The following is a 25661-nucleotide window of genomic DNA, read 5'->3' on the forward strand; positions in this document are numbered from 1 at the left end:
ACCGCCTGATGATTGACTTGTTCGAGCGCAGCCGCGCAACGCGAGGTGTGATACTTCTTGCCATAATTGCGCTGACGGCTCTCGTCTACGCAAGCGGATTGCAGGGCCCTTACCTGATCGACGACGCGCCGAACCTGGATACAATCCAGCGTTGGGTGGACGGCAGACTCGACTGGCGTTCGGCCATCGACAATCACTCGGGCCCCCTCGGGCGCCCGGTCTCCATGCTGACGTTCCTGATGGACGCTGCGCGCAGCGGCGCCATGTACCCGGAGCCGCTCAAGACCACCAATCTAGTCATCCACATTCTGTGTGGCGTGCTGGTTTATACGCTTTGTCGCCAGTTGCTGCGCCGCGCAGAGGTTACGCGCGCCATCGCCTCCACGGCCGCCCTATTCCTGGCAGCATGGTGGCTACTTCTTCCGCTGCACGTCAGCACAGTGCTTTACATCATTCAGCGCATGGCGCAGCTGGGCGCGCTGTTCAGCCTGCTGTCGCTCACACTGTATGTGTATTTTCGACAGGGAGTCGAGCGCAAACCGAGGCCTTTACTCTATCTCGGCCTGTGGATCATCTTTCCGCTCGTCGTAGGGATCGGCGCCTTGGCCAAGGAAAACGCGGTGCTCGCGATTCCGCTTGCCATGCTCGTCGAGGCGGTGTTCTTTCCCGCCACGAAAGCAAATCCACGGCCCCGCCTCGTCACTGTCTTTTTCTTCCTCACTGTGATTCTGCCCGGCGTACTCATCGCCGGCTGGCTCGTTTTTCATCCCGAACTGATCGTCGGTGGCTATCAGGGCCGGCCTTTTACGCTTGGCGAGCGACTACTCACGGAGCCGCGCGTACTGTGGTCTTATGTAAAGACCATGCTCATGCCTGCCGGTCAGGACATGGGTCTGTTCCACGACAACTATGTGCTTTCGACCAGCTGGTTCGCGCCGTGGACTACGGCGATCGCAATCCTGGCGTGGCTACTGGCTGTCATCGTGGCAATCACAACGCGGCGGAAGCATCCCCTGGTGTCATTCGGCATCGGCTTTTTCCTGATCGGTCACCTGCTCGAATCGACGATCGTTCCGCTCGAAATCTACTTCGAACACCGCAACTACCTGCCCGACCTCGGCATCCTTATGGCCCTGGTAGGCATCGGTCGCGCACTCTGGTTACGCCATCCCCACCCTACGATCGTCTTCCGGCGCACGGTCATGCTATGCCCGGTACTTATCGTGGCCCTCTACGCAACGGCCACCTGGGTGCAGGTCGGTAGCTGGAGCAACGTCGATACGCTGTTCGAGATGCAGGCGGCTTACAACCCCACGTCGCCCCGCTTGCAGGCAACACTGGCGGCACAATCCGTCGAGCGCGGCGACACACGGACCGCATTGGCCCATATCGCTCTGGAGGAACGCTTCAGGCCGCCTTCGGAAGGCATGAACGCTACGATCTGGCGCATCATCGCCTATAGCGCGGCCAAGGCCCCCGTTCCGGAAACCCTTTACGAAGAGTTCGAGCAGCGAACAAACCTGCCAATCACCATGAACTCGATGCGGTACTGGGAGCGGCTTGCGGAGCTTGCCGAAATGGGGCGACTGAATGCGAAACGACTGGCTGAGGCCGGCCGACGCTGGATCGATCACGATGCCTCGCCTGCTACCTCACAGCTTGTCTGGCGTTCTCGATACAACCTTGCCCGCATGTACGGGATGAGCGGTAATCTGGTGCAGGCCGAGTCGCAGGCCCACCGTGCCTGGATCGACAGCGACTACAACACAGGCATCGGCGTGCTGCTTTTCCAGCTCAACGCCAGCCTGGGTCGAAGCGATGCCTGCGAGGCCATCCTGGACCGCCTGCGTCTCCGAGCGAATACGGGCGATGCCGATCTGGTCGAGGCGATCAAGGTATTCTCCAAGGCCCTAGCCGACGGGACGATTCGGGCCTCCTCCGCGTCGCACTGAGGGGGAGGGGCCCACTGCGTCCCGGCATTGATGCTAGGATGCGTGGCGGAAACCCCGCCCGTGAGGCCTCTTTTGATTTCCAGCGAAACGCCGCCTTCCGGCACCGGGCGGACGGATGCCCGCTTCACGGAACGCCTTTTCACCCCCCAGCGTTTCGTGACCCTGGCAGCCATGCTCGGCCTCGCCATCGTCACATGGCTTGTCTACGCTCCCGGCCTGGGCGGCGGATTCGTGTTCGATGATTACCCAAACATCGTCGACAATCCGCTAGTGCAGCCGTCGCATGCCTCGCTCCCGGAACTGACGGCCGCCGCGCTGTCGTCCCCATCCAGCGAACTGAAGCGCCCCCTGGCCTCGCTGAGTTTCGCGGCCAACGTTCTGGCAACCGGCCTCGATCCGTCTGCTATGAAGGCGACCAATATCCTCTTACACATCTTGAATGGCTGGCTCGCGTTCTTTTTGTGTCGGGCCCTGTTCCGCAGGGTGTATCCGGATGACCCGACCGGCCGGGGAAACGCGCTCGCTTTGGGCGTAGCTCTGGCCTGGGTAGTGGCACCGATCAACTTCTCGGCGGTGTTGTATATCGTGCAGCGCATGGAGAGTCTCGCCAATCTCTTCGTGCTCGTGGGCCTCATCGGCTACGCGCGATTGCGCGCGCGCGAGCCGTTCCATATACGTGATGCGCTGTACTGTGCACTATGGCTCGTGTTGCTGACAGGACTGGGCTTGCTTGCCAAGGAAACCGCTGTACTGCTCCCGCTTTATGCGCTATGCATCGAAGCCGTGGTGTTCCGGTTCGGCCCCCCACGATCTCACGCCCGCAGGGCAATGACCGCCATGTATGCCGTCATCCTTGCAGTGCCGTTCATCGTGGGCATGGCCTGGATCACACCCAGCCTTCTGGCTTCCAGCACATGGGCAGCACGCGATTTCACGCTCGCCACGCGCCTCATGAGCGAGCCGCGTATTGTCCTCGACTACCTCGCCTGGACCCTCGTACCGACACCCGGCGGGCTGTCGTTCTATCACGACGATTTTGTCGCCAGCGGGGGGCTGCTGGCACCATGGACCACTCTGGTGTCCATGCTGGTACTGGCCACCCTGCTGGCCGTGGCCTGGGTGATGCGCACGCGCCTGCCACTTCTTTCGCTGGGCGTAGTTCTGTTCCTTGCGGCACAGTCGCTGACGGGCACAGTGATTCCGCTGGAGCTGGTGTACGAACACCGCAACTACTTTGCCAGCATGGGCATCATGCTGGCGCTGGCCGATGCTTATCGATACATCGTCCGGAGGGTCTCCTCGTCTGCATGGCGTATCGTCAGTGCTTTGCCGCCGCTGGCCTTGATCGCCTGGTCGATAGCGCTCACGTTCGCCACGGCCAGCGCATGGGGAACACCCCTGTCGCTCGCCGAGGAGCTCGGGCGGCGCGGTCCTCACTCGCATCGTGCACAGTATGAGCTGGGACGGGCTTACATCATCGCGTCGCACTATGATCGCAACTCACCCTACATCATCAAATCGGTACCTCCCCTTGAAGCCGCAGCAGCCATGCCAGGCGCGTCGGTGCTTGGGGAACAGGCATTGATCTTCGTGCATGCCAGGGCGGGACTTCCGGTACGCGAGGCATGGTGGATATCCATGCGTGAAAAACTGCATGCACGCCCTGCCACAGTACAAGACGAAAGCTCTCTCGGCGCACTTTCCCAGTGCCTCTATCAGGGTGGTTGCCAGTTCGAAGCAGATGAATTGCATCGGGCCTTCGATGCGGCGATGGATCATCCCAACCCGTCAGCCCGTCTCTGCTCTCTCTATGCGGATTTTGCGATCAATACGCTTCACGACAACGTGCTCGCGCTGCGCATGAGCAACATGGCGGTGGCAAAGGCTCCTTCCGAACCAGTCTATCGCGTGAAGCTCGCACAGAGGGCGCTGGCTGCCAACGACGCAACCCTCGCACGCAAACAGATCGATGCGTTGCGTGCCATAAATTTCGCCGGACGACTTGATGGGGATATTGCTTCGCTCGAACGAGCCACCGCTCGCTCCGTGACTCGCGATACTCGATGAACATAGGGCTGCGCAGCCTCCGTGGGCGCCTGGCTCTCAACACGAGTCTGTCGCTCATCTGGCAACTGACGCGAGTCGGAGCGCAGGCCCTTTGGTTGCTGGCCATCGCTCGAAAGCTTGGTCCCCACGGGTACGGTACGTTCGCTGGCGTAGCCGGACTGGCCACGTTCCTCGGCTCATTCAGCGGTCTGGGCCTTGGCTTGCTGATGCTTCGCGCCGTGTCTCGCGACGCCTCGCGACTGGGCGCTTACTGGCACAAGGGTGTGCGCTGGACGCTCGGCAGCGGCGCGGTCATCGCCGCTGCCTTCCTGATGCTCTCCCTGGCGGCACCGGAAACCCACACAGGCATCTTCACCCTGGTCGTCATCGGGGTTTCTGAGGCCGTGCTCTTTCCGCTCGTGTCCTTCTGTGCATTCGCGTTCAATGCCCATGAGCGCTCGGGATTCGCCGCAGGCCTTCCCGCATTGACCGCCAGCATCCGATTTGCCGGCGCGGTGATCTTCCTGTTCTCGCCACTTCCGGCAACGATTGCCACCTACGGTGCGGTGCATATGGTCGCCACACTGGTCGCGTCGGTGGCCGCCATGACGATTACCCGGACCGCGTTGCGACCGGGGCCGGCGCAGGAACGCCTCACTCGCCGCGAATTACTCGATGGACTGGGATACTCGTCCGTCTGGGCGGTCACCAACGCACTTACCTCGCTGGACAAGACCCTGGTGCTGCAACTGGCTGGTGGAACGATAGCCGGACTTTACGGTTCAGCGTATCGCCTGACGATGATCTTCACCCTGCCCGTGGATGCCCTCGCGATGGCAGTGTTGCCGCGGGTGTTCCGCCATGGGGCCTCGCAGGAAGCGGGGCGCCGCCTCATCGGCCTGATGTTCCTGTGCAGCATTGTGTTCAGCGTCGTGGCAGGCGCCCTGCTCTATCTAGCATCGGGCATCCTCCCCTGGCTGCTCGGCCCGGCCTTCGGCGATGCCGCTCTAGCGGCAAAACTGCTTGTATGGCTGCTCCCTGCTTACTCGCTGCGACTGCTGGGCGGAAATATCCTGCTGGGACTCGATGGCCAGTGGCTGCGGTTGTCGATCGAGGCATGCGGCCTGGTACTTCTCTATGCCTTCGCCTGGCACTTCGTACCGGGCGGTGGCCTGGAAGGTGCCGCCCGGATGATCGTGTCAACGGAATGCTGCCTGGCTACGATCACCTGGTGCGTGGTCGGCTGGCGCGTGCGCCGACGCCCCGTCATCAACCACTGAATCCCGGGCGCTTATGCTGGCGGACGGCAGAGCGTCCGAGTTGCCATCCGTCTACCAGGCCACGCAGCGGAGTTACCGAACGATGACGGACAGCCCGACCACCGGCCCTCAGCGACAGGAAGATCGCCCGGCCTATCAGGTATATCGCGCGCCTTGCCCGCGATTCGGCAAGGCGGTGCGCGAGAATCACGTGGGCGGCCACCATATGTGTTTCATAGAACAATGTGGTTACCCCGGAACCTGCCGAGCCTTCGTGCACGACATGGGCGTTGGCCGCATGCACGACAGTGCGCCCCTCACGCGACAACCGTGCGGATAGCTCCACATCTTCGCCGTACATGAAGAACGTCTCGTCGAAGAGGCCTTCCCTCACCTGATCGCTGGCCAGGAGAACACAGCAACCACTGACATAGGGAATGCCCGTGGCCGAGTATGCATGAGAGAGCCGCCCTGTCCACGGATGGTAGTACGTCAGTGTGAGCGCCCGCCCCGCGTGCTCGATCGTCGGATACGCCATCGCCGCCAGGGGATGGGCATCCAGCGTACGATCCAGTGCATCCACGGCATCCGGCAGCACCTCCGCGTCATTGTTCACCAGGAGGACCCGGCCGGCCCAGCCTTCCGTTCGCAAGATCCCAAGTGCCCGGTTCACTCCCGCCGCGAAGCCCAGGTTCGAGCCGCTGCTTTGAATGAGGATGCGCGTATCGCCATCGAGCGCGGCGCTCAAGGTGCCCAGGCTGGCGCCGTCGTCATCCGAGTTATCGAGCACGAGGACGCGAGACACGCCAGACGCGAGTAGGGAGCCCACGCAGGACAGCGTCCGCGCAGGGCATCGGTATTCGAGGATCACCGCCGCGATGCCTCGGATCATTGTGGCGCTCCGGATCGCAGCTGCGAGGCGTCGTTCAACAGGGAAGTTCTCGCTATGATGGCATGAAAAATGCGGTGATTCGCGAACAGGCCAGCGGCCGAAACATACGCGACGGAACGCCCCACTTCGCTTGCCGCAGTCTAGCAAGCCCAGCCTGAGCCATCATGCAGACGATTTCCGCCATCATTCCCGTTTTTCGCTCACCCGCCCCAGCGTTGCGGACAATCCGCAACCTGCGTGCATGCCGCCTTCCGGGTTGCACACTGGAAATCGTCGTCGTCGACGACGGCTCGGGCGACGATACGGCGGATACCCTGCAGGCCGCCGTCGGGCTGGATATCGTCCTTGTCCGTCATGCCACGAACCAGGGCCGTGTCGCTGCCCGCAACGCCGGCATGGCCGTCGCCCGGGGCGACGCCCTGCTATTCATCGATGCCGACTGCCTGCCAGTACGGCCGGATTTCCTCGCAGAACATCTCCGCACGCTGACCGCGGACACCTGTTCCGTTGGCGCCGTGGCCAGCGAGGGCAAAGGCTTCTGGAGTCGCTACCAGCAGGCAGGAGCCTCGCGGCGCCAACACCAGGGAGGCGTGGCAACGTTTAGCAGCGCCAACTTCATGATCTGTCGCGAGGCCATGCTGCGTATCGGCGGCTTCGACCCGGCGTTCAGGGGTTACGGTTTCGAGGATCGCGATCTCGCCCTGCGCCTGGAAGCCGTGGGTATTCACTTACGCAACAATCCAGGCGCGCTCGTGCGCCACGACGATGAACTGGAACTTGCCGATGTCTGCAGAAAAATGGTGCAAGCCGGCGCGGGAAACGCCTCGTTGTTTGCACGCCGACATCCGGAGAACTACAGAGCCCTAGGCTATGCCGCCATCGACGCGAGATGTCATCGCGCGCTGCGGCTACTGCATGCGATGACGGAACCATGTCGCCCCTGGCTCATACGGATCCTGTCGTCGCGACTGGACCGCCTGACGCTACCATTTACGGTACGGGCAGGCATCGTCAAGCTGCTGGTCGCATGCAGCTACCTTCACGGTACGGTGACCGCCGGGGACCAGGCACCTTTAGCGTAAGGATTGCACCGTTTCGGTACGCACTGCCTCGAGCATGTCGCCATAGTGCAAGGCCACCTGATCCCAGTCGAATCGCCCACGCAGCAGCGCTAGCCCATCATCCACGGCAGCCGCCAGGCGCTCGTCATCCAGCATCGAAAGAATGCCTTCGGCCAGTGCCGAAGCATCATCGGATGCGACGCGCCCCATACCGGGCATGGCTTCCAACACGTCGGACACCGCATCGATATCCGTGGTGATCACCGGGCATCCGCACCCCAGCGCCTCGACCAGCACCAGGCCAAGACCTTCCTGATCTCCCGACCGGGCCTGGCGAAACGGTGCCACAAAAAGCGAAGCGCGACGATACCAGGCAGGCAATGCCGCGGAAGGTACCGGCCCCACGAAGCGCACGACATCCGCAATACCCAGGCGTGCGGCCATCTCTTGCAGTGATGCAGCCAGTGGGCCATGGCCCACGATGGAAAGTATCGTTCCTGGTCTCTTCGAAAGCACAGCTGGCATGGCGGCCAGCAGAACGTCTACCCCTTTTTTTTCTACGAGGCGGCCGACGAAGAGCAAATGGTTGCTCTCACGGGTCACAGACGGATCGGGGATGAACCGCGACGTGAGGTCGACACCCATGGGGGCTACACAGGGAAGAAGATCGCTGCGCAACTCCCCTGCAGGCGCCAGCATCGCACGACTGACGACGGTGGTCGCGGTTGCTCCTGCGAGCACCCAGCGCTTGATACGGGCGGCAAGCCGGCCACGCAAGGCGAACAGGTCGGCCCCGTGCGACGTCACCAAGTAACGACGTCCAAGCAGGCGGGCGACGATGCCGGGCAGGATGATCCAGTGAGCATGAACCACCGTATACGGCGTGACGAAGCGCCTGGCGCACCACCACTGCATCGCGAAGAACGTGGGTACCAGCGACCACTTCCACGGCGATCTTTTCAGATGAGTGGTGATCCCGCCATCCTGAACCAGGGTTTCCCAACGCAACGGAGCATAGCGGTAGCGAACTACCCAAACGCCGTCGAGATTTTCCCGCGTCTGCGCACCCTGTGCGTGTGGCGCGATCACCACGACATCGAAGCGTCCGGTCAGCCGACGCGCCAGTTCGTGCACGAAGCCTGGTTCGTGATCGTCGCGCCAGCGCGGATAGGTCGTGGCGAGTACGAGCAAGCGAGGACGCGCTACGATGTCAGTCATCGCGCCGGTAGGTAAGTGCGGTGATCTGTTCCGATACCAGGCCAATCAGGAACACGACGACGGCGGCGATCCACAGCAGGGTACTGCCATTAGTCAACCGCCCCATGCTCAGGAACGTCCAGGCGTAGTTGACCACACCCAGCAGGAAGAACACGGCGCTCACCGGGAAGAATAATTTCAGCGGTGAATAGAGCGTGGCGATCTTGAAAATGATGAGCAGAAAGCGAATACCGTCTTTCAACGGCTTGATATGGCTTTTGCCTACCCGCTGGGCCGCCTTGATCGGCTCATACGCCACGCCATAGGCGCTACGGAAGAAGGCCATGGTGCTGGTGGTCGGGTACGAGAAACCGTTGGGCAACAGGTGCAGGAACTCGCGGAAGCGACTGGCGCGAGCCACGCGGAATCCTGAAGTGAGATCGGCCACGATTTGGCCCGTCATGCGGCTGGCAAGCCAGTTGTAGAGCGTGTTCGCGAGCCCGCGCCCCACGCCGGCCTGACTTTCCCAGTCGCGGGCCCCCACCACCATGTCGTAGCCCTGGGCCAAGCGCGCCACCATGCGGTCGATGTCGGCGGGATCGTGCTGGCCGTCGCCATCCATGAATACCAGTATCTCGCCACTAGCCGCCCTGGTGCCGCGCTTGATGGCGGCGCCGTTGCCCATGGAATAAGGCGATGACAGGCAAGTGACGCCGAGACCGGCGCAGAGCGCTGCCGTTTCGTCCGTGGAGCCGTCATCGACCACGAGGATCTCGGCACCTGGCTGGGCGGTCTTCAGCCGAGGAAGCAGGGCGCGCAATGCGGCGGCCTCGTTCTTGGCGGGAAGGATGATGCTGATACGGCTCAAGAGGTATTCCCCGGTTAACCGGTGGATGATAAGCGAAAGCGCGGCCCTTCGCTGTCACAGGCCCTTCCCCGGCCCCGATATTCATCTCCGGTGACGTGACCGGTCACACGTTCTGGAGTAGATTGCCCCCGAATCTCGGGGTAAACGGAAGCCATCATGGTTTCAAACATGCAGCAACCCATGCTCGCCGGGCTGACGGGCATGGCTCGGCGGCTCGTCAGTGAAGGCGTCCTGCCGGAGGCCGACGTCCGCAAGGCCGTCCAGGACGCCGCTGACAAGCGGGTGTCTCTTTCGTCGTGGCTGGTCGACCACAACCTGGTCGACAGCGGCCGGTTGTCGCAGGTGGCCTCCGCCGAATTCGGCATGCCGCTGATGGACGTGTCTGCCATGACGCCGGCCAACCTGCCCCTGGATCTGGTCACGGAGGCACTGATCTCCAAACATCAGGCCCTGCCCCTGTTCCGCCGGGGCAAGCGCCTTTTCGTCGGCATCGCCGATCCCATGCAGTCGCATGCGCTGGACGAGATCAAGTTCCACTCCAATCATATGGTGGAGCCGGTACTGGTTGAGCGCGCCCAGCTGCGGCGTGTGATCGACAACGCCCTGTCGACCATGACCAGCAACGTCCCCGGCTTCGAGGACGGCGGCGGCCTGGACGAACTCTCGCTGGAAAGCGGCGAGGACGAGGCCGACGGCAGTTCCACCGGCATCGACGCCAACGCCAATGACGACGCGCCTGTCGTCAAGTTCGTCAACAAGATTCTGGTCGATGCGATCAAGCGCGGTGCCTCGGACATTCATTTCGAGCCGTTCGAGGCCGTATACCGCGTGCGCCTGCGCATGGATGGCATCCTGCGCATCGTGGCCAATGCGCCGATCAAGCTGGGTAATCGCATCGCCTCGCGCCTGAAGGTGATGAGCGGCCTGGATATCGCGGAAAGGCGCGTGCCGCAGGACGGCCGCATCAAGCTCAACCTGACCAAGACCCGGGCCATCGATTTCCGCGTGAGCACGCTGCCCACGCTGTTCGGCGAGAAGATCGTGCTGCGTATCCTGGACGGTTCGTCGGCCAAGCTCGGCATCGACAAGCTGGGCTACGAAGAACACCAGAAGAAGCTTTACCTCGATGCCATCGACAAGCCCTACGGCATGGTCCTGGTCACCGGCCCCACGGGCTCGGGCAAGACGGTCTCGCTGTACACGGCGCTGAACATCCTCAACATCGAGGGGCGCAATATCTCCACCGTGGAAGACCCCGTGGAAATCCGTGTCGAGGGCATCAACCAGGTCCAGCAGAACACCAAGCGCGGCATGACCTTCGCGGCGGCCCTGCGATCGTTCCTGCGCCAGGACCCGGACGTCATCATGGTGGGCGAAATCCGCGACCTGGAAACAGCCGAAATCGCCGTGAAGGCCGCCCAGACCGGTCACATGGTGCTCTCTACCCTGCATACCAACGATGCCCCTCAGACCATCTCGCGACTGATGAACATGGGCATCGCGCCCTACAACATCACCTCGTCGGTCACCCTGATCATCGCCCAGCGCCTGGCCCGCCGCCTGCACGACTGCAAACGCGAGGTCCACCTGCCCGCAGCGGCCCTGCTTGCCGAGGGCTTCACGCAGGAGGACATCGATGCTGGCATGACCGTCTACGAGCCGGTCGGCTGCGATGGCTGCAACGATGGCTACAAGGGCCGTGTAGGCATCTACCAGGTCATGCCCATGGTCGAGGACATCCAGAAGATCGTCCTGGAAGGGGGCAACGCCCTGCAGATCGCCGAAGTGGCGCGCAAGGCGGGCATCAACGACCTGCGGGCCTCGGCTTTGCTCAAGGTGCGCAACGGCGTCACCAGCCTGGCCGAGATCAACCGCGTCACCAAGGATTGATACGACTGGCCGGCAGCGTCAGGATGTGCGCTATATGGCAGAAAAATATACGGAAAGTCGTTCAGACTATCCGACGGTACGGGGCTCCCCACGGGGTCCCGGCAACAGTTTGATTCCCGGGGACCTCCGCCACATGGCATTTGCCACCGCCAACAAGAACACCAAGGCCATCGGCGCCGCCCGCGCGGAGGTCGCCAAGATGGCGATGTACGAATGGAGCGCCCTGGACAAGCGCGGCAAGCGCATGAACGGCGAAATGCAAGCGAAGAATGCCTCCCTCGTGAAGGCCGAGCTGCGCCGCCAGGGTATGAACCCCCAGCAGGTGCGGGAAAAACCCAAGCCGCTGTTCGGGGCCTCGGGCTCCACAGTGAAGCCCCGCGACGTAGCGATCTTCAGCCGCCAGATCTCCACGATGATGGCGTCGGGCGTACCGATGGTGCAGGCCTTCGACATCATTGCCAGCGGCCAGAAGAATATCCGCTTCAAGAATATCCTTACCGATGTCAAAACCAACATCGAAGGCGGCGCCTCATTGCACGAGGCGCTGGGTCAGTACCCGATACAATTCGACGAGCTTTACCGGAACCTCGTCCATGCAGGTGAGCAAGCCGGTGTGCTGGACACCATTCTGGACACGGTTGCCACCTACAAGGAGCGCGTGGAAGCCATCAAAGGCAAGATCAAGAAGGCCCTTTTCTACCCTGCCATGGTGCTCGTGGTTGCCTTGCTCGTAACAATGATCCTGCTGCTCTTCGTCGTGCCGGTGTTCCAGCAGACATTCAAGGACGCCGGTGCCGACCTGCCTGTACCCACACTCGTGGTAGTGAAAGCGTCTGAATTCATGCAGAGCTATTGGTGGCTTGTCATCGGCAGTATCGCGGGCATGATTACCGTGTTCATCATGGCCAAGAAGCGCTCGCAGAAGTTTGCTCATTTCCTGGATAGGCTCTCTCTGCGGATTCCGATCATCGGTGTTGTCCTGCGTCAGTCGGCGTTGGCCCGCTTCGCCCGGACCCTTGGCGTGACCTTCCAGGCAGGCGTGCCGCTGGTTGAGGCACTCGAGGCCGTTTCGGGTGCCACCGGAAGTATTGTTTACGGTGAAGCCGTGCTGCGTATGCGCGATGACGTATCCGTCGGTCACCAATTGCAGCTGGCCATGCGCCAGACCAATCTGTTTCCAAACATGGTGGTGCAGATGACAGCGATCGGCGAGGAAGCGGGCTCACTCGACTCGATGCTTTTCAAGGTGGCCGAATTCTACGAAGAAGAAGTAAACAACGCTGTCGATACCCTCAGCAGTTTGCTAGAACCCTTCATCATGGTGATCCTCGGCACCCTGGTCGGCGGTATGGTCATTTCGCTTTATCTGCCCATCTTCAAGATTGCCGGTACCACGTAACAGACCATCGCGAGGGTCCACGACGACGGGCTTGCGCGTTCTGGACCAATACGGAGACGAAACGCCTCGCATCGAACCATCAGGGAAGGTCTCAACTTCAAACGACCAGCGGCGGCTTTCCGCGACGAAAACCCGATGAGTGCCCGGTTTTTCCAATGCTGCCACCTGCTCGACCCAGCCCGTGTCCCAGGGAGGTGTACGCCGCAGGTGATCAACGTTCACGATTGCCCAGACCAGCATCCCAGCGATGACTGATACAGTCAGGGAGCTGGGACTTCGCGACCAGTTAGCCGCAAGCGCCCCCCAGATCAGCCACCACATGACCGCCTTGAGCCCAAAGAAGTACCTGTCGTGATCCAGGTTGACCGTAAGCATGTACGAAATGGTTGCGATCGCCAGAACGCACATCGCCATGGCAAAGGCGAACGGCAACAGAATTGCAAGTTTTGTTGGATGATCGACGCGTTTACCGAATAGGAGTGCAGCGACCAGTAAAACCAGCAACAACGGCACCAGGGCAGGAAATGCAGGCAAGCCTCCGAATAAATGGATCGGCAGTTGCCAGAACGCAAACAGCTCCATCCAATCCGCCCAGGGTCGGACATAGGGAGCGGCCCCTCCGTCACTCGCCGCCAACACCCCCATCTGAATAAGACTGGCAAGGAAGGAACCTGCCATGGCTGATCGGTCCAGCGCATTCGCGTAGGTGCGAACACTGGCAAGCCAGGATGCCCTGTTCGCTTTCCCGCCGTTGGCAGCCACTGCCAGCACGACGAGAACGATCGGAACCAGCAGAATGCTGAATGGGCCGGTCAGGCCAAGTAGCAGCGCCACGAGAAAGCATCCCCATCCCCCCCGGTGCCCGTCAGCCGAGGGCACCAGAACAAAGACAGCCAGGGCTAGGCCTGTGAACCAATGAATATTGGTGATGTAGCCATAAACCTCAGCGTTGGTCCAGCTGAGCAAAAAGGAGCCGGCAACGATCGCGGGAGGAATCACAAGGGCGAGCCGCCTGACGATGAAAGTCAGTGAGGCTGCGGCGATCACGATCGCCAGGATCGCATACACTTGTGGTTGCAATGTCAGGGGAAAGGGCATCGCCACCCAGGCGACTGCACGGATGAGGGTATGCAAATAGCCGGAGTACGGCGTGAAGAACACCGGCATGAGGTGCCCGAGTTGCTGCGCGAAGAAAATGGCACCATCTTCTGCCCAAAAGGCAGGAATGGAAAAGAAACCCGTGCTTTTCCACATGACACCGGCAAACATTAGTGCAAACACCACCACCGTGGATGGTACGTATCCCGCGCGCAACCAACCACGCCACGATCTGCACTCAGCGCCTGAAGCGTACGATGTCGCCCTGTACACCACTGAATTTCCCCCAATCCATTGCGACCTGCATGCTAACACCGTGTCTAGTCCAAGCGCAGCAGCTACGATGGAAGCCTCTCTTACTGACATGCAACCGCAATGCCTGACCTGTCCCTGACAACATGGATCATTCTTACCGGGGTTTTCGGCCTCCTGGTCGGCAGCTTCCTCAATGTGGTGATCCTGCGAATACCCCCGCGCATGGAAGCCCGATGGCGGCGCGAGGCAAGGGAAGTCCTTTCCCTGAAGGCTCTGGACGAGCCACTTCCTCCCGGCGTGGTCCGCGAAGGTTCGCACTGTCCGAGATGCAAGCATCCTCTGGCGGCCAGGGACAATATCCCCGTGCTCGGTTGGCTGATCTTGCGTGGTCGCTGCCGATACTGCGGTGAGCCCATTTCAAAGCAATATCCTCTGGTCGAATTATTCACGGGTATTGCTAGTGCGGCGATCATCTGGCGATTCGGCGTTACGCCGGGTGCGGCGGCGGCGCTGTTGTTGACGTATTTCCTGGTCGCCCTCTCCGGCATCGACGCACGCACGCAATTGCTGCCAGACGAGCTCAACTATCCGCTGCTCTGGCTCGGGCTCGGCCTGACACTGATCCCCGCCTGGCAGGCCCTGCCCATCGCTCCTTCTTCGGCCATCCTCGGCGCGCTCATCGGCTACCTCAGCCTGTGGAGCGTCTACTGGCTGTTCAAGCTGCTCACGGGCAAGGAAGGCATGGGGCATGGCGACTTCAAGCTCCTGGCCGCCCTGGGCGCCTGGATGGGGCCGTCTGCCATTCTTCCCGTCGTCCTGTTGTCCTCGCTCATCGGTGCACTGGTCGGCGGCACGCTCATGGCACTGAACCGCCACCGGCGCGATGTGCCCATGCCCTTCGGTCCCTACATCGCAGCGGCCGGCTGGGTCTGGCTGCTGGTCGGTGACCGACTGCTGGACACCTACCTGCGGATGTCGGGGCTCGCGTGAGTCGCTTCGTCGTTGCGTTGACCGGTGGCGTCGCCTCGGGCAAGAGCGCCGTGGAACGCTGCTTCGAAGCTCTCGGCGTGCGCACCTACGATGCCGATGTCGCGGCGCGTGCCGTCGTCGAACCAGGGGCAGAGGCGCTGACCGAGATCGCCCGGACTTTTGGTGCTGAGGCCCTCGACGCCGAGGGTCGCCTGGACCGTGCCTCCATGCGCCAGCACATTTTCACTGATCCCTCGGCCCGGACCACGCTCGAAGGCATTCTCCATCCGCGCATCCGCCAGTGGCTGCGCGATGCGGTCGAGGCCAGTGACGGACTTTACTGCGTCCTTTCCATTCCCCTGCTGGTGGAAAACCATGCGCACTATGCGTGGGTGAACCGGGTGCTGGTGGTGGATGCTCCCGAAGGCCTTCGTATCGAACGCCTAGTCAAACGTGACGGCATCGATGAGACGCTGGCAGAGAAGATGATCGCGGCACAGGCGTCCCGCGAGGAACGTCTGGCCATTGCCGACGATGTCATTGTCAACGATGGCGACGAGGCCACACTGGCGAAACGGGTCGAAGTGCTGCATGAGCACTACATCGAGCTGTCCACCCATCGGTAGAATCCCGCGGTGCAGAATATCTTCACGTCATCCCTGTGAAAGCTTCGGATCCAGTACGGTGCAGCGGGTTTTCGCGCCAGGGCTTTCTACGCACGAGCCGATGAGGCGTGGCGGTGTTTGCTGGTGAACCGGGGCGCTGGGTTCCAGCGTTCGCTGGAACGACGGGGTCTTGTTGCCCCATGCACTCACCACGGATGGGGTTACACCATCGAAGATGCCGCCAGGCGCTCGGCGACGAATTCGTCGGCCGGCATCGGGCGGCCGATGTGATAGCCCTGGACGACGTCGCAGTCCATCTCTACCAGGCGCAGCAGGGTTTCCTCGTTTTCCACGCCTTCGGCCACCGCTTCCATGCCCAGGCGATGGGCCACCTCGACCATCGCGCGTACAAGCTGCTCGGTACGTACGTCGCTGGTCATGGCACTGACGAAGGAGCGGTCGATCTTCAGCTCGGTCGCAGGAAAATGGCGCAGATAGGCGAACGAGGCATAGCCCGTCCCGAAATCGTCGATGGCTACCCGCACACCGCGATCACGCAGGCGACGCAGGCCGCGCACGCTCATGTCGAGATCGGTGAGCAGGGCGGTTTCGGTAATTTCCACGATCGCGGATTCCGCCGGCACACCCCATATTTCCAGTGCACTCAGGATGTGCTCGGCAAAGCCGTGCTCCACGAACACCTTCGGCGAGAGATTGATCGCCACGTCGAGCGGACACCGGCCCCGGTGCAATGCCGCGACATGCCTGAGCGACGCATTGAGGCTCCAGCGCGTGAGCGGCACGATCAGGTCGCTGCGCTCGGCGAAGGGAATGAAGTCGCCCGGCGCAACATCGCCGTGCATCGGCGTGCTCCAGCGGGCCAGTGATTCCACCCGCACCATGTCGCCGCTGCGCAGGTCACGCAGGGGCTGGAAGGCCACGTGCAGGCGGTTGCTTTCGATGTCCTCGCGCAACTCGCCGTAGAGGATTTCCACCGGCGTTACGTCCGGTTCGTAGATGGCGAAAGGCTCGCCCAGGCGAACCGCGTCATCGTGCGCCATCTCCGCGCGGCGGTAGAGCCATTCGGCGGAGTTTCCGTGGTCCGGGTGCATGGCCACGCCGATGACCACGCGGCCATGCCAGGGGCGCTCCGGGTGCGGCAGCGGCGTGTCAAAAGCCCCCACGATGCGAGTGGCGGCAAGCATGGCATGGGTGCGGTTGCGCACGGCAGGCAGCACGATCACGAAGTTGTCGTCGCCGGCGACGAATACCTTGTCGATATGGCGCAGCGCATCGACGATGCGTTCGCGGGCCGCCAGCATGATCTCGTTGCCGAAGCCATAGCCGAAGCGCAACTGCATTTCGCGCATGCCCTTCATGCGCACGACCAGCACCGCACACAGGCCGGTCTCGGGCAACGCCCGATCCAGTATCACCTGCACGGCGGGCAGGATGTGGCTACGCTCGCTCATGAGGCCAGGGACTCCCTCGGCTCGACGCCATGACTCCCCGGCGCCAGCGTCCGCTGGATTTCGCGGCGGACGCCTCCGTCCTGGCTGAGCAGGTCGACGATGACCGGGCGATCGAGCTTCTGCTTGTCGGTCCGGGTGAGTACCGCCACATGCGGCTGCAGCCGTCTGGTCTGGTTCTGCATCGTCACCACGGCGACCTCTCCGGTGTTGAGTTCCACCAACGAGCCTGTGGGATAGACACCGACGCAGGCCTGGAATTGTTCCACGAGCTCCCCCTGGAACTCACGGTCGCGACCGGCGTAGATCTGCCGGATCGCATTATGTTGTGACACCGCCGCCCGGTAGGGGCGCGGCGTGGACATCGCATGATAGGTGTCCACGATGGCTGCGATGCGACCGGCCAGTGGAATGGCGGTGCCCGCCAGTCCATGAGGATAGCCGCTCCCGTCGAAGCGTTCATGGTGCGTGAGCACCATGTCGCGGATTTCGTTGTCGGTGACGCCGGAGCCGTCGAGGATCCGCAGGCCGTCGTCGACATGCCGGCGGGCGATCGCCCACTCCGGTTCGCTCAGGGGGCCTTCGCGATGAAGCAGGTCATCGGGCCAGCGCGACTTGCCCACGTCCAGCAGCAGGCCGCCGGCCGCCAGGCTGACGATCGCCTCCTGCTCGATGCCCATGTGCCGGCCGAACACCGCCGCCAGGCTGGCGCAGCCCACGGCGTGGCGGTAGGTGTAGCTGTCGTAGCGACGCAGGCTTTCCACCCAGAGGAAGGCATCCGGACAGCGCAGCAGGCTGGCCACCATGGGAGCCACGCAGGCGCTGAGTTCCGCCGCGTCGAAGGTGCGGCCGGATTGCACGTCGGCCAGCAGTTTCCCGGCGAAGGTATTGATCCGCTCGAAGGCCGCGGCCGCGTGCGGCAGTTCTTCCGCCGCCGTCGCGGTGTCGGTATAGGTGCACTGCGAGATGAGACGGGTATTCAGCGCCGGGCGCGGGGCCGTGCTGGTGACGACGCGCGCAGGCATCACCCGTCGCTGCATGTCCACGAAGACGAACTTGCAGAACCGGCTGAGCTTCTCGATGTCCTCGCGTGACGTGATCGGCACGCCCTGCCACGGGAACGGCGTGTCGGACCACTCGCAATCGAGACGGCTGACAAACATGCCGACTTCCAGGTCGGACACGAAGACACGCCTCTCCACCAGATCGTACGCCACTTGCTACTGCTCCTTTGGATCTACCTGCCAGCACGCCAGCCATCGGGCGACGGCCCCGGCATGGCGCGCCGCATGGTCGTGCCACCGTCTGGCCGGCGTCAATGCCAGCTGAACAGAATGCCGAAATTGCGCCATGACAGACTACCTACGGTTGACCGGAGGCTTATCGGCCAGTTCCCCGCGAACTGAAGACGCCAGCTTGTCAGGAAAACGACGACTATCCGGTCTGCTGCGGTAAGCCACTGTCCGAAGGAGAGATTCATGGTCCGCGCACTTTCCGTCCTCGTCCTCGCTCTTGCCGCCTGCTCCAGCGCCTCGGCGCGGGAAGACGGCCTTCGGCTCCCTCCCCCGGCACAGGACACCGCCCCTGCCACGGGCGAAGCCAGCGCCGTTTTTGCCGGCGGCTGCTTCTGGGGCGTGGAAGGCGTCTTCCAGCACGTCAAGGGCGTGAAGAGCGTCCGCACCGGTTACTCGGGCGGCGACGCCAGGCACGCCAACTACGACGATGTGAGCGAGGGCGACACCGGCCACGCCGAATCCGTGCGGGTCGTCTACGACCCCGCGCAGGTCAGTTACGGCCAGTTGCTGCAGGTGTTCTTCTCGGTGGTCCAGGACCCCACCCTGCTCAACCGGCAGGGGCCCGACTCCGGCACACAATACCGGTCGGCGATCTTCTATGCGACACCCGAGCAGAAGACGGTGGCCGATGCATACATCGCCCAGCTCACGGCAGCGCATGCCTTTGCACGGCCGATCGTGACCCAGGTGGCACCGCTGAAGGGTTTCTACCTGGCCGAGGGCGAGCACCAGGACTATATGCGGCTGAACCCGGATGCCATCTACATCGCGATCAACGACCGGCCGAAGGTGCTGGCGCTGGAGCGCATCTACCCGCAGATGTACGTGGCCCAGTGGGCCAACGGCCGGTAACCCCGATTGTAGGAGCGCGCCTCGCGCGCGACCGGTGCGGAGCGAGCATATTCGGCTCCGCACCGGTCGCGCGCGAGGCGCGCTCCTACAGGGGGGTGTTCATCCCAGCATCGGGAGGTTCAGGCCCTGCTCCTTCGCGCAGGCAATGGCTTCCGGGTAGCCCGCATCCGCATGCCGCATCACACCGGTGCCGGGGTCGTTCCAGAGCACGCGGGCGATGCGCTTGTCGGCAGCCTCGCTACCGTCGCAGACGATGACCACGCCGCTGTGCTGGCTGTAACCCATGCCCACGCCGCCGCCATGGTGCAGGCTGACCCAGGTGGCGCCACCGGCCACGTTGAGCATGGCGTTGAGCAGCGGCCAGTCGCTCACGGCATCGCTGCCGTCACGCATGGCCTCGGTCTCGCGATTGGGGCTCGCGACCGAGCCCGAGTCCAGGTGATCGCGGCCGATCACGACCGGCGCTTTCAGCTCACCCTTACGAACCATCTCATTGAAGGCCAGGCCCAGGCGGTGGCGCTGGCCCAGTCCGACCCAGCAGATACGCGCCGGCAGGCCCTGGAAGCTGATTCGCTCACGGGCCATGTCCAGCCAGCGGTGCAGGTGCGGATCGTCGGGGATCAGCTCCTTCACCTTGGCGTCGGTCTTGTAGATGTCCTCCGGGTCGCCCGAGAGCGCCACCCAGCGGAACGGACCCACGCCCCGGCAGAAAAGCGGGCGTACGAAGGCGGGCACGAAACCCGGGAAGGCGAAGGCCTCGCCCAGCCCCTCGTCCTTGGCCATCTGGCGGATGTTGTTGCCGTAGTCGAAGGTGGGCACGCCCTGGGTATGGAAGGCCAGCATGGCCTCCACGTGACGGCGCATCGAGCGCTTGGCCTCGCGGGCCGTGCCGGTCGGATCGCTCTTGCGACGCTCCAGCCATTCCTCGACCGTCCAGCCCGACGGCAGGTAGCCGTTGACGGGATCGTGCGCGCTGGTCTGGTCGGTGACGGCATCGGGACGCACGCCACGGCGCACCAGCTCGGGTAGCACGTCGGCCGCGTTGCCCAGCAGGGCCACGGAGACGGCGCGGCCTTCCTTCGCGTAGCGATCCATGCGCGCCAGCGCATCGTCGAGATCGGTGGCCTGCTCGTCCACGTAGCGGGTCTTCAGGCGGAAATCGATGCGGCTCTGCTGGCATTCGATGGTAAGCGACGAGGCACCGGCGAGGCTGGCCGCCAGCGGTTGCGCGCCGCCCATGCCGCCCAGGCCGGCGGTGAGGATCCAGCGGCCGGCCAGGTTGCCGCCGTAGTGCTGGCGGCCCATTTCCACGAAGGTCTCGTAGGTGCCCTGCACGATGCCCTGCGAGCCGATGTAGATCCACGAGCCGGCCGTCATCTGGCCGTACATCATGAGGCCCTTGCGATCGAGCTCGTTGAAGTGCTCCCAGTTCGACCAGGCCGGCACGAGGTTGGAGTTGGCGATGAGCACCCGCGGTGCATCCGGGTGCGACGGAAACACCCCGACCGGCTTGCCGGACTGCACCAGCAGCGTCTGGTCGTCGCCCAGTTCGCGCAGGGCGCGCAGGATGGCGTCGAAGCATTCCCAGTTGCGGGCCGCGCGACCGATGCCGCCGTAGACCACGAGTTCGGCCGGATTCTCGGCGACTTCGGGATCGAGGTTGTTCTGCAACATGCGGAACGGCGCCTCGGTGAGCCAGCTCTTGCAGGTCAGTTCCGTGCCGCGCGGGGCGCGGATGGTGCGGGTGGTGTCGATGCGCGTCACGGCCGTCATCGGGGGCTCCATGATCCTGGGGAAGCCCCGATTATGGTCGCGCCACTCCGCGCCTCGCCATACGCGATGCAGCAATGATCAGCGGCTTGGTCAGTGGCCGCTGCTACCTGCCGGCGGCGGCTGGGTGGGGTGCTGCTCCTGATAGCGCCGTGCAGCGTCATCCTGGCGCGACTGATCGAGCTGCTGCTGCGCGCGCGAGGCATTTTGCAGCTGGTTGCGCTGGTTCGGATCCGTGGTGCCATTGATCTGCTGGTTCATGCTGTTCTGGCGCAGCTGGTTCTGCAGGTCGGCCTGACGCTGCTGGCTCTGGATCGCGCCACGGTCCGCAGCCCGCTGCCAGTCGTGCTGTGCCTGACTCGGCGGCTGGGGGGCCGGCCTCGGTGCGGGCGCGGCGGCCCTGGCGGGGACGTTGGACTGCTGCTGCGACTGGGCCATGGCAGCGGCCGGGAGGAGCACCAGGCACGCCAGCAACAGTTTCTTGCGTGATGAATTAGTCATGCTCGTGGTCCAAAATAGGCGGTTGTTACGAAACCAGAGCCTACGTCTGCCCCCATGAACGTCACGTTGCCCACCTCGTGGCGCGTTGCCATCGCGCTGCTCGTGGTGGTGCTGGCCGGCTGCTCCACGCAGCCCGCCAGGCCCGCCGCATCCTCCCCCGCCCCGGTGTTGCTGATTTCGATCGACGCATTCCGGCCCGACTACATGGATCGCGGTCTCACGCCCCATCTGGCGCAGCTCGCGGCGGAAGGCGCCCGTCCGGCGTACATGTTCCCGTCGTTTCCCTCGCTCACCTTCCCGAACCACTACACGATCGTCACGGGCCTGGTGCCCGACCACCATGGCATCGTGAACAACACGATGGTCGATCCGGCGCTGGGGAAATTCAGCCTGTCGCTGCCTGCCGCCACCAGCGACGGTCGCTGGTGGGCCGATGCCGAGCCGATCTGGGTCACCTTGCAGAAGCGCGGCCTGCGCACGGCCACGATGTTCTGGCCGGGCACCGAGGCGGCCATCCACAACGTGCGTCCCGACCACTGGATTCCCTACGACGGCCGGCTGACCTCGCGCCAGCGCGTGGACAAGCTGCTGTCGTGGATCGACGAGCCGGGTCCGAAGCCTGTCTTCGATACGCTCTACTTCGACACGGTGGATCACGCCGGTCACGAGCACGGTCCGGATTCGCCGGAGGTGAACGACGCCCTGCGCGAAGTGGACGATGCGATGGGCCACCTGGTGGCCGAGCTGCGTCGTCGCGGCCTCTACGACACCATGAACATCATCGTGGTGTCCGACCACGGCATGGCGCCGGTGCCCAAGGGCAATACGGTGTTCGCCGACGAAGCAACCGACCTGGATGCCCTCGATGCGGTGTCCTACGGCGTGATGGCCACTTTCAACCCGAAGCCGGGCCACGACGCCTCCCAGGCCATCGCGCGCCTGCTGGGTCCGCACGAGCATATGCACTGCTATCGCCGTGAAGACCTGCCCAAGCGCCTGAACTACGGCACCCATCGCCGTGTGCCGGCCATTCTCTGCCTCGCCGACACCGGCTGGGCCATCATCAGTCACGACGCCCTGGCAAAACGCACCGACCCGATGTCGCTGGGCGAACACGGCTACGACAACCTCGATCCCACCATGCGCGCGCTCTTCATCGGCCGCGGCCCCGGCTTCCGCCAGGGGGCGACCGTGGCTCCGTTCCAGAACATCGACGTATACCCGCTCGTGATGCACCTGCTCGGCCAGCCGCCGCTGCCGAACGACGGCCATCTCGACGAAGTGAAGGGTCTGCTGACCCGCTGACCCGCGATCTGGCGCAATCCCGTAGAATCCCGGGCATGCGCCAGATCTATACCTCTCCCCGCCAGGAAAACATCGACCGGATCGTGGCCCTTCTCGGCGAGCACGAGATCGAAACCACGGTCACGAACCGGTCGAACTGGAAACGCCCCAGCTACCAGCGTTTCAGCTATTCGCAGCGCCAGGACGACCGCGAGTCGTGGCCGCAGGTATGGGTCAAGCATGCGGATGATTTCCCGCGTGCCCGCGCCTTGCTGAAGGACATCGGCATCGAGCCGGTCGTGCGCTTCCAGGAAGAACTCCAGCTTCACCGCAGGCCGGATTACCGGCCGCCGGCGCAGCGCACGGCCGCACGGGTACGCCTCATGGTGCTGGCCATCGTCGCCAGCGTCATGCTGGTCGTGGTGCTGAAGGCCACCCAGGTTCTCTGAATGCACGGCGTCGCCGCAGCCACGCCCGCCCACCGATTCCTGCGCGAACAGACCCGCGACGCCCATGAGGCGGCCGAGGCCACGGCAGGTATGCGGTGGTTGATGGGGGAGGCGTTGGATGAGTCAGCCTACGAAGCGGTACTCGGTGCAAAGCTGGAGTTGTTCCGCGCATGGGAAACCGGGCGTGGTGAGTGGTTGCTGTCGATCCGGGAACAGTGGGGCTACGCATCCAGGGTCACCTCCCTCGAAGCCGACCTCTGTAGGAGCGCGCCTTGCGCGCGACCGGTCGCGCGCAAGGCGCGCTCCTACAGCGACACCGCCGGCTGGGGCGAGGCGCGCTCCTGCAGTGATGCCGTGTGCTGGGGGGAGCTTTATGTCATCGAAGGCTCTTCACTGGGTGCTCGCGTCATCGTGAAACACCTGCATGCGATGCTTCCCTCGCACCCGCACCACTTCTACGCGATGGGCGAAACCTCGCCCACCGACTGGCGCCGCTTCCAGTCCGTACTGGATGCCGCCCTGCCCGACGATGACGCGCGACACGACGCCCTGACGGGCGCCCGCTCCATGTTCGCGCGCTTTCAACAGACCCTCCAGGATGCTGTCGCTCATGTCTGAGTTGCCCGACCTCACCGCCTGCGACCGCGAACCCATCCATATTCCCGGTTCGATCCAGCCCCATGGTGTCCTGCTGGTCGTGGACGCCGCCACGCATGAGATCCTCCAGGCCAGTGAAAACGCCAACGAACTGCTGGGCGTTGAAAACGACGCCCTGAAAGGGGCACCGCTCGACGACGTGCTCACCCTGCCGCTGGGCCTGTTCGATGACGACGAGCGCCCCGCTCATAGCGCGTGGGTGCCGGTGTTCTTCCCGCATGGCCGCACGGATGGCACCTGGCATGCCGCCGTGCATGCGTACGACACGCGCTGGATGATCGAGATCGAACCGCGCGAGGCCTACTTCGAGGACGACCCGATCCGGGTCGCCTACGATCTTGCCCGCAAGCTCGAAAACGATCCCAACGTGGAACGCGCCGCGGCCCGTGTGGCGCGTGTCATCCGCAACGTGCTCGGCTACGACCGCGTGATGGTCTATCGTTTCGACCATGACTGGCACGGCGAGGTGGTGGCCGAGGCGCGACGCGACGACCTGGAGGCCTATCTCGGCCTGCACTACCCCGCCACCGACATTCCCGTGCAGGCGCGCGCACTCTACCTGCGCAATCGCGTGCGCCAGATCAGCGACTGCAAGTACATGCCGTCACGCATCCTGCCGGCGGCCGATCCGAAGACCGGCGACGCCACCGACCTCTCCGACGTGTCGCTGCGCAGCGTCTCTCCCGTGCACCTGGAATACCTCGGGTACATGGGCGTCACCGGCACGCTGGTCGCCTCCATCATCACCAGTGGCCGGCTTTGGGGCCTGATTTCCTGCCACCACTACAGCCCGTTCTTCGCGGACCACCAGATGCGCGAAGTGGCCGATGGCGTGGCGCGTGCGTTCGCCACGCGCGTGTCGGCCATCGAGGAGCTGGAAAAGATCGATGTCGAAAGCACCCTGCTCACGGTCCGCGAGAAGCTGATCACCGCCTTCAACGAAAGCGAGCAGATCGATCCTGACCTGCTCGCCTCGCTCGCGCCCGAACTGCTCGAGGTGGTCGATGCCGACGGCGTGGCTGTGTTTGCTGGCAATCGCGTCATGCGTCACGGCATCCTTCCTGATGAAGCCACCCTGCTGCGCATCCGCGATTTCGTGGGTACTGGCCAGCCCTCGGGCGAGGATGGCATTGCCGGCGTGCTCAACACCGACGAGATCGGTCGCCGTTATCCGGAGCTTGCCGCCGCCGAGGTCACGGGGCTCGCGGCCGGCATCATCTTCATGCCGCTCCAGGTCGACGCACACAATGCGGTGATCTGGACGCGTACGGAACAGGTGCGCCATGTACGCTGGGCGGGCAATCCCGCGCTGGCAAAGCTGGAGAACATCCCAGGCGCCCGCCTGTCGCCACGGCAGAGTTTCGCGTCCTGGCAGGAAACCGTGCGGGGCCGCTCCCGCCCCTGGTCGCGCCAGCACCTGGATTCCGCGCGCGGCCTGCGCGTGCTCATCGAGATGATGGAGCGCAAACACTACCAGCAGAGCTTTGCCCTGCTTCGTGCCTCGCTGGGACGCCTTCCCGATGCGGTAGTCATCACCGATGCGTCCAGTGCGGACTGGCGTGAATGCATCGTGGTTTTCGTCAACGCCGCCTATAGCCGTCTCACGGGACGCATGGCGGAAGCCGTGGCGGGATTGCCCATGTCGGCCTTGCTGGGCGGAGATACCGAAGCGCTGGCGCAGTCGCTGGATGCCCGCGCGGCGGTACGCGTCGATATCAGCCTGCGGCGGGACGACGAGACGCTGGTGCCGGGGCAGGTCGAGCTGGAGGCCGTGGCTGATCGCAATGGGGGAATTACCCATTGGATGTCGGTGCATCATCCCTTGGGCTAGACCGGTCGCGCGCAAGGCGCGCTCCTACAAATGTGGGGCGGGCGGCGCTATAACATGGGGGC

At 63.6% G+C, this 25661-nt stretch carries 21 protein-coding genes; 13 read left to right on the forward strand and 8 right to left on the reverse strand.

Annotated elements, in window-relative coordinates; all coding sequences use genetic code 11:
• The first annotated feature begins 8 nt into the window (after nucleotides 1-8).
• From KR767_RS01530 to KR767_RS01540, 3 genes are read left to right on the forward strand one after another with little or no spacing between them, the layout of a single operon-like run.
• Nucleotides 9-1952, forward strand: a complete 1944-nt coding sequence (locus tag KR767_RS01530) for a hypothetical protein (RefSeq protein ID WP_250877888.1) — start codon at nucleotides 9-11, stop codon at nucleotides 1950-1952.
• A gap of 42 nt (nucleotides 1953-1994) precedes the next feature.
• Entirely contained in the window at nucleotides 1995-4019 is a 2025-nt protein-coding gene (locus KR767_RS01535) for a hypothetical protein (protein ID WP_345779889.1), read from the forward strand.
• Nucleotides 4016-5278, forward strand: coding sequence for an oligosaccharide flippase family protein (locus KR767_RS01540; protein ID WP_250877889.1), 1263 nt, complete (start codon nucleotides 4016-4018; stop codon nucleotides 5276-5278). The genes KR767_RS01535 and KR767_RS01540 overlap by 4 nt, the downstream gene beginning before the upstream one ends.
• On the opposite strand, the gene KR767_RS01545 is transcribed toward KR767_RS01540, so the two are convergent.
• The gene (locus tag KR767_RS01545) at nucleotides 5268-6149 is read right to left on the reverse strand and encodes a glycosyltransferase family protein (RefSeq protein WP_250877890.1); all 882 of its coding nucleotides are present in this window, start codon (nucleotides 6147-6149) and stop codon (nucleotides 5268-5270) included. The two genes, KR767_RS01540 and KR767_RS01545, sit on opposite strands and share 11 nt — an antisense overlap.
• Nucleotides 6150-6313: 164 nt before the next feature.
• Here KR767_RS01545 and KR767_RS01550 point away from each other — a divergent pair, with 164 nt between their 5' ends.
• Nucleotides 6314-7231, forward strand: a complete 918-nt coding sequence (locus KR767_RS01550) for a glycosyltransferase family 2 protein (protein WP_250877891.1) — start codon at nucleotides 6314-6316, stop codon at nucleotides 7229-7231.
• Here KR767_RS01550 and KR767_RS01555 read toward each other — a convergent pair.
• Together KR767_RS01555 and KR767_RS01560 are read right to left on the reverse strand one after the other, a co-directional pair.
• Complete coding sequence (locus KR767_RS01555) at nucleotides 7223-8428, reverse strand: glycosyltransferase (protein WP_250877892.1); 1206 nt, start codon at nucleotides 8426-8428, stop codon at nucleotides 7223-7225. The genes KR767_RS01550 and KR767_RS01555 overlap by 9 nt on opposite strands.
• A complete protein-coding gene (locus KR767_RS01560) occupies nucleotides 8421-9275 on the reverse strand; it encodes a glycosyltransferase family 2 protein (protein ID WP_250877893.1) in 855 nt (284 codons plus the stop codon). Before KR767_RS01560 ends, KR767_RS01555 begins: the two co-directional genes overlap by 8 nt.
• A 156-nt stretch (nucleotides 9276-9431) precedes the next feature.
• On the opposite strand from KR767_RS01560, the gene pilB reads away from it, so the two are divergent.
• Nucleotides 9432-11165, forward strand: coding sequence for a type IV-A pilus assembly ATPase PilB (pilB, locus tag KR767_RS01565; protein ID WP_250877894.1), 1734 nt, complete (start codon nucleotides 9432-9434; stop codon nucleotides 11163-11165).
• Nucleotides 11166-11298: 133 nt separating this feature from the next.
• A complete protein-coding gene (locus KR767_RS01570) occupies nucleotides 11299-12564 on the forward strand; it encodes a type II secretion system F family protein (RefSeq protein ID WP_250877895.1) in 1266 nt (421 codons plus the stop codon).
• Here the strand turns inward: KR767_RS01570 and KR767_RS01575 are convergent.
• Complete coding sequence (locus KR767_RS01575) at nucleotides 12469-13833, reverse strand: hypothetical protein (RefSeq protein ID WP_250877896.1); 1365 nt, start codon at nucleotides 13831-13833, stop codon at nucleotides 12469-12471. The two genes, KR767_RS01570 and KR767_RS01575, sit on opposite strands and share 96 nt — an antisense overlap.
• Before the next feature lie 204 nt (nucleotides 13834-14037).
• On the opposite strand from KR767_RS01575, the gene KR767_RS01580 reads away from it, so the two are divergent.
• Both KR767_RS01580 and coaE read left to right on the forward strand, forming a co-directional pair.
• Entirely contained in the window at nucleotides 14038-14907 is an 870-nt protein-coding gene (locus KR767_RS01580; protein ID WP_250877897.1) for a prepilin peptidase, read from the forward strand.
• Complete coding sequence (gene coaE / locus KR767_RS01585; RefSeq protein WP_166952735.1) at nucleotides 14904-15512, forward strand: dephospho-CoA kinase; 609 nt, start codon at nucleotides 14904-14906, stop codon at nucleotides 15510-15512. Before KR767_RS01580 ends, coaE begins: the two co-directional genes overlap by 4 nt.
• A gap of 200 nt (nucleotides 15513-15712) precedes the next feature.
• On the opposite strand, the gene KR767_RS01590 is transcribed toward coaE, so the two are convergent.
• Nucleotides 15713-16963 carry a putative bifunctional diguanylate cyclase/phosphodiesterase gene (locus KR767_RS01590; protein ID WP_166952732.1) on the reverse strand — a complete coding sequence of 417 codons (1251 nt, stop codon included), beginning with the start codon at nucleotides 16961-16963 and terminating at the stop codon, nucleotides 15713-15715.
• Entirely contained in the window at nucleotides 16960-18177 is a 1218-nt protein-coding gene (locus KR767_RS01595; RefSeq protein WP_250877898.1) for a cyclic di-GMP phosphodiesterase, read from the reverse strand. Before KR767_RS01595 ends, KR767_RS01590 begins: the two co-directional genes overlap by 4 nt.
• Before the next feature lie 261 nt (nucleotides 18178-18438).
• On the opposite strand from KR767_RS01595, the gene msrA reads away from it, so the two are divergent.
• Entirely contained in the window at nucleotides 18439-19107 is a 669-nt protein-coding gene (gene msrA, locus KR767_RS01600) for a peptide-methionine (S)-S-oxide reductase MsrA (RefSeq protein ID WP_250877899.1), read from the forward strand.
• A gap of 99 nt (nucleotides 19108-19206) precedes the next feature.
• Here msrA and hutU read toward each other — a convergent pair whose 3' ends face one another.
• The gene (gene hutU / locus KR767_RS01605; RefSeq protein WP_250877900.1) at nucleotides 19207-20880 is read right to left on the reverse strand and encodes a urocanate hydratase; all 1674 of its coding nucleotides are present in this window, start codon (nucleotides 20878-20880) and stop codon (nucleotides 19207-19209) included.
• A 90-nt stretch (nucleotides 20881-20970) separates the two neighbouring features.
• The gene (locus tag KR767_RS01610) at nucleotides 20971-21378 is read right to left on the reverse strand and encodes a hypothetical protein (RefSeq protein ID WP_166952720.1); all 408 of its coding nucleotides are present in this window, start codon (nucleotides 21376-21378) and stop codon (nucleotides 20971-20973) included.
• Between the two features lie 54 nt (nucleotides 21379-21432).
• On the opposite strand from KR767_RS01610, the gene KR767_RS01615 reads away from it, so the two are divergent.
• The 4 genes from KR767_RS01615 to KR767_RS01630 are packed head-to-tail and all read left to right on the forward strand — an operon-like array spanning nucleotide 21433 to nucleotide 25599.
• A complete protein-coding gene (locus KR767_RS01615) occupies nucleotides 21433-22683 on the forward strand; it encodes an alkaline phosphatase family protein (RefSeq protein ID WP_250877901.1) in 1251 nt (416 codons plus the stop codon).
• A gap of 35 nt (nucleotides 22684-22718) precedes the next feature.
• Entirely contained in the window at nucleotides 22719-23111 is a 393-nt protein-coding gene (locus KR767_RS01620; RefSeq protein ID WP_250877902.1) for a DUF2007 domain-containing protein, read from the forward strand.
• Nucleotides 23112-23729, forward strand: a complete 618-nt coding sequence (locus KR767_RS01625; protein WP_250877903.1) for a biliverdin-producing heme oxygenase — start codon at nucleotides 23112-23114, stop codon at nucleotides 23727-23729.
• Nucleotides 23713-25599, forward strand: coding sequence for a GAF domain-containing protein (locus KR767_RS01630; protein WP_425602762.1), 1887 nt, complete (start codon nucleotides 23713-23715; stop codon nucleotides 25597-25599). The genes KR767_RS01625 and KR767_RS01630 overlap by 17 nt, the downstream gene beginning before the upstream one ends.
• Nucleotides 25600-25661: the final 62 nt, after the last annotated feature.

This window comes from Luteibacter anthropi, assembly GCF_023699965.1.
Lineage (GTDB): Bacteria > Pseudomonadota > Gammaproteobacteria > Xanthomonadales > Rhodanobacteraceae > Luteibacter > Luteibacter anthropi.

Excerpts from the sequence above, each read along its gene's own strand:
- KR767_RS01540 (WP_250877889.1), top strand. The coding sequence starts at position 4,016 with ATGAACATAGGGCTGCGCAGCCTCCGTGGGCGCCTGGCTCTCAACACG.
- KR767_RS01590 (WP_166952732.1), bottom strand. The coding sequence starts at position 16,963 with ATGAGCGAGCGTAGCCACATCCTGCCCGCCGTGCAGGTGATACTGGAT.
- KR767_RS01545 (WP_250877890.1), bottom strand. The coding sequence starts at position 6,149 with ATGATCCGAGGCATCGCGGCGGTGATCCTCGAATACCGATGCCCTGCG.
- KR767_RS01570 (WP_250877895.1), top strand. The coding sequence starts at position 11,299 with ATGGCATTTGCCACCGCCAACAAGAACACCAAGGCCATCGGCGCCGCC.
- KR767_RS01555 (WP_250877892.1), bottom strand. The coding sequence starts at position 8,428 with ATGACTGACATCGTAGCGCGTCCTCGCTTGCTCGTACTCGCCACGACC.
- KR767_RS01625 (WP_250877903.1), top strand. The coding sequence starts at position 23,112 with ATGCACGGCGTCGCCGCAGCCACGCCCGCCCACCGATTCCTGCGCGAA.
- pilB (WP_250877894.1), top strand. The coding sequence starts at position 9,432 with ATGGTTTCAAACATGCAGCAACCCATGCTCGCCGGGCTGACGGGCATG.
- hutU (WP_250877900.1), bottom strand. The coding sequence starts at position 20,880 with ATGACGGCCGTGACGCGCATCGACACCACCCGCACCATCCGCGCCCCG.
- KR767_RS01575 (WP_250877896.1), bottom strand. The coding sequence starts at position 13,833 with ATGTTTGCCGGTGTCATGTGGAAAAGCACGGGTTTCTTTTCCATTCCT.
- KR767_RS01530 (WP_250877888.1), top strand. The coding sequence starts at position 9 with ATGATTGACTTGTTCGAGCGCAGCCGCGCAACGCGAGGTGTGATACTT.
- KR767_RS01580 (WP_250877897.1), top strand. The coding sequence starts at position 14,038 with ATGCCTGACCTGTCCCTGACAACATGGATCATTCTTACCGGGGTTTTC.
- KR767_RS01620 (WP_250877902.1), top strand. The coding sequence starts at position 22,719 with ATGCGCCAGATCTATACCTCTCCCCGCCAGGAAAACATCGACCGGATC.
- KR767_RS01610 (WP_166952720.1), bottom strand. The coding sequence starts at position 21,378 with ATGACTAATTCATCACGCAAGAAACTGTTGCTGGCGTGCCTGGTGCTC.
- KR767_RS01550 (WP_250877891.1), top strand. The coding sequence starts at position 6,314 with ATGCAGACGATTTCCGCCATCATTCCCGTTTTTCGCTCACCCGCCCCA.
- KR767_RS01615 (WP_250877901.1), top strand. The coding sequence starts at position 21,433 with ATGAACGTCACGTTGCCCACCTCGTGGCGCGTTGCCATCGCGCTGCTC.
- msrA (WP_250877899.1), top strand. The coding sequence starts at position 18,439 with ATGGTCCGCGCACTTTCCGTCCTCGTCCTCGCTCTTGCCGCCTGCTCC.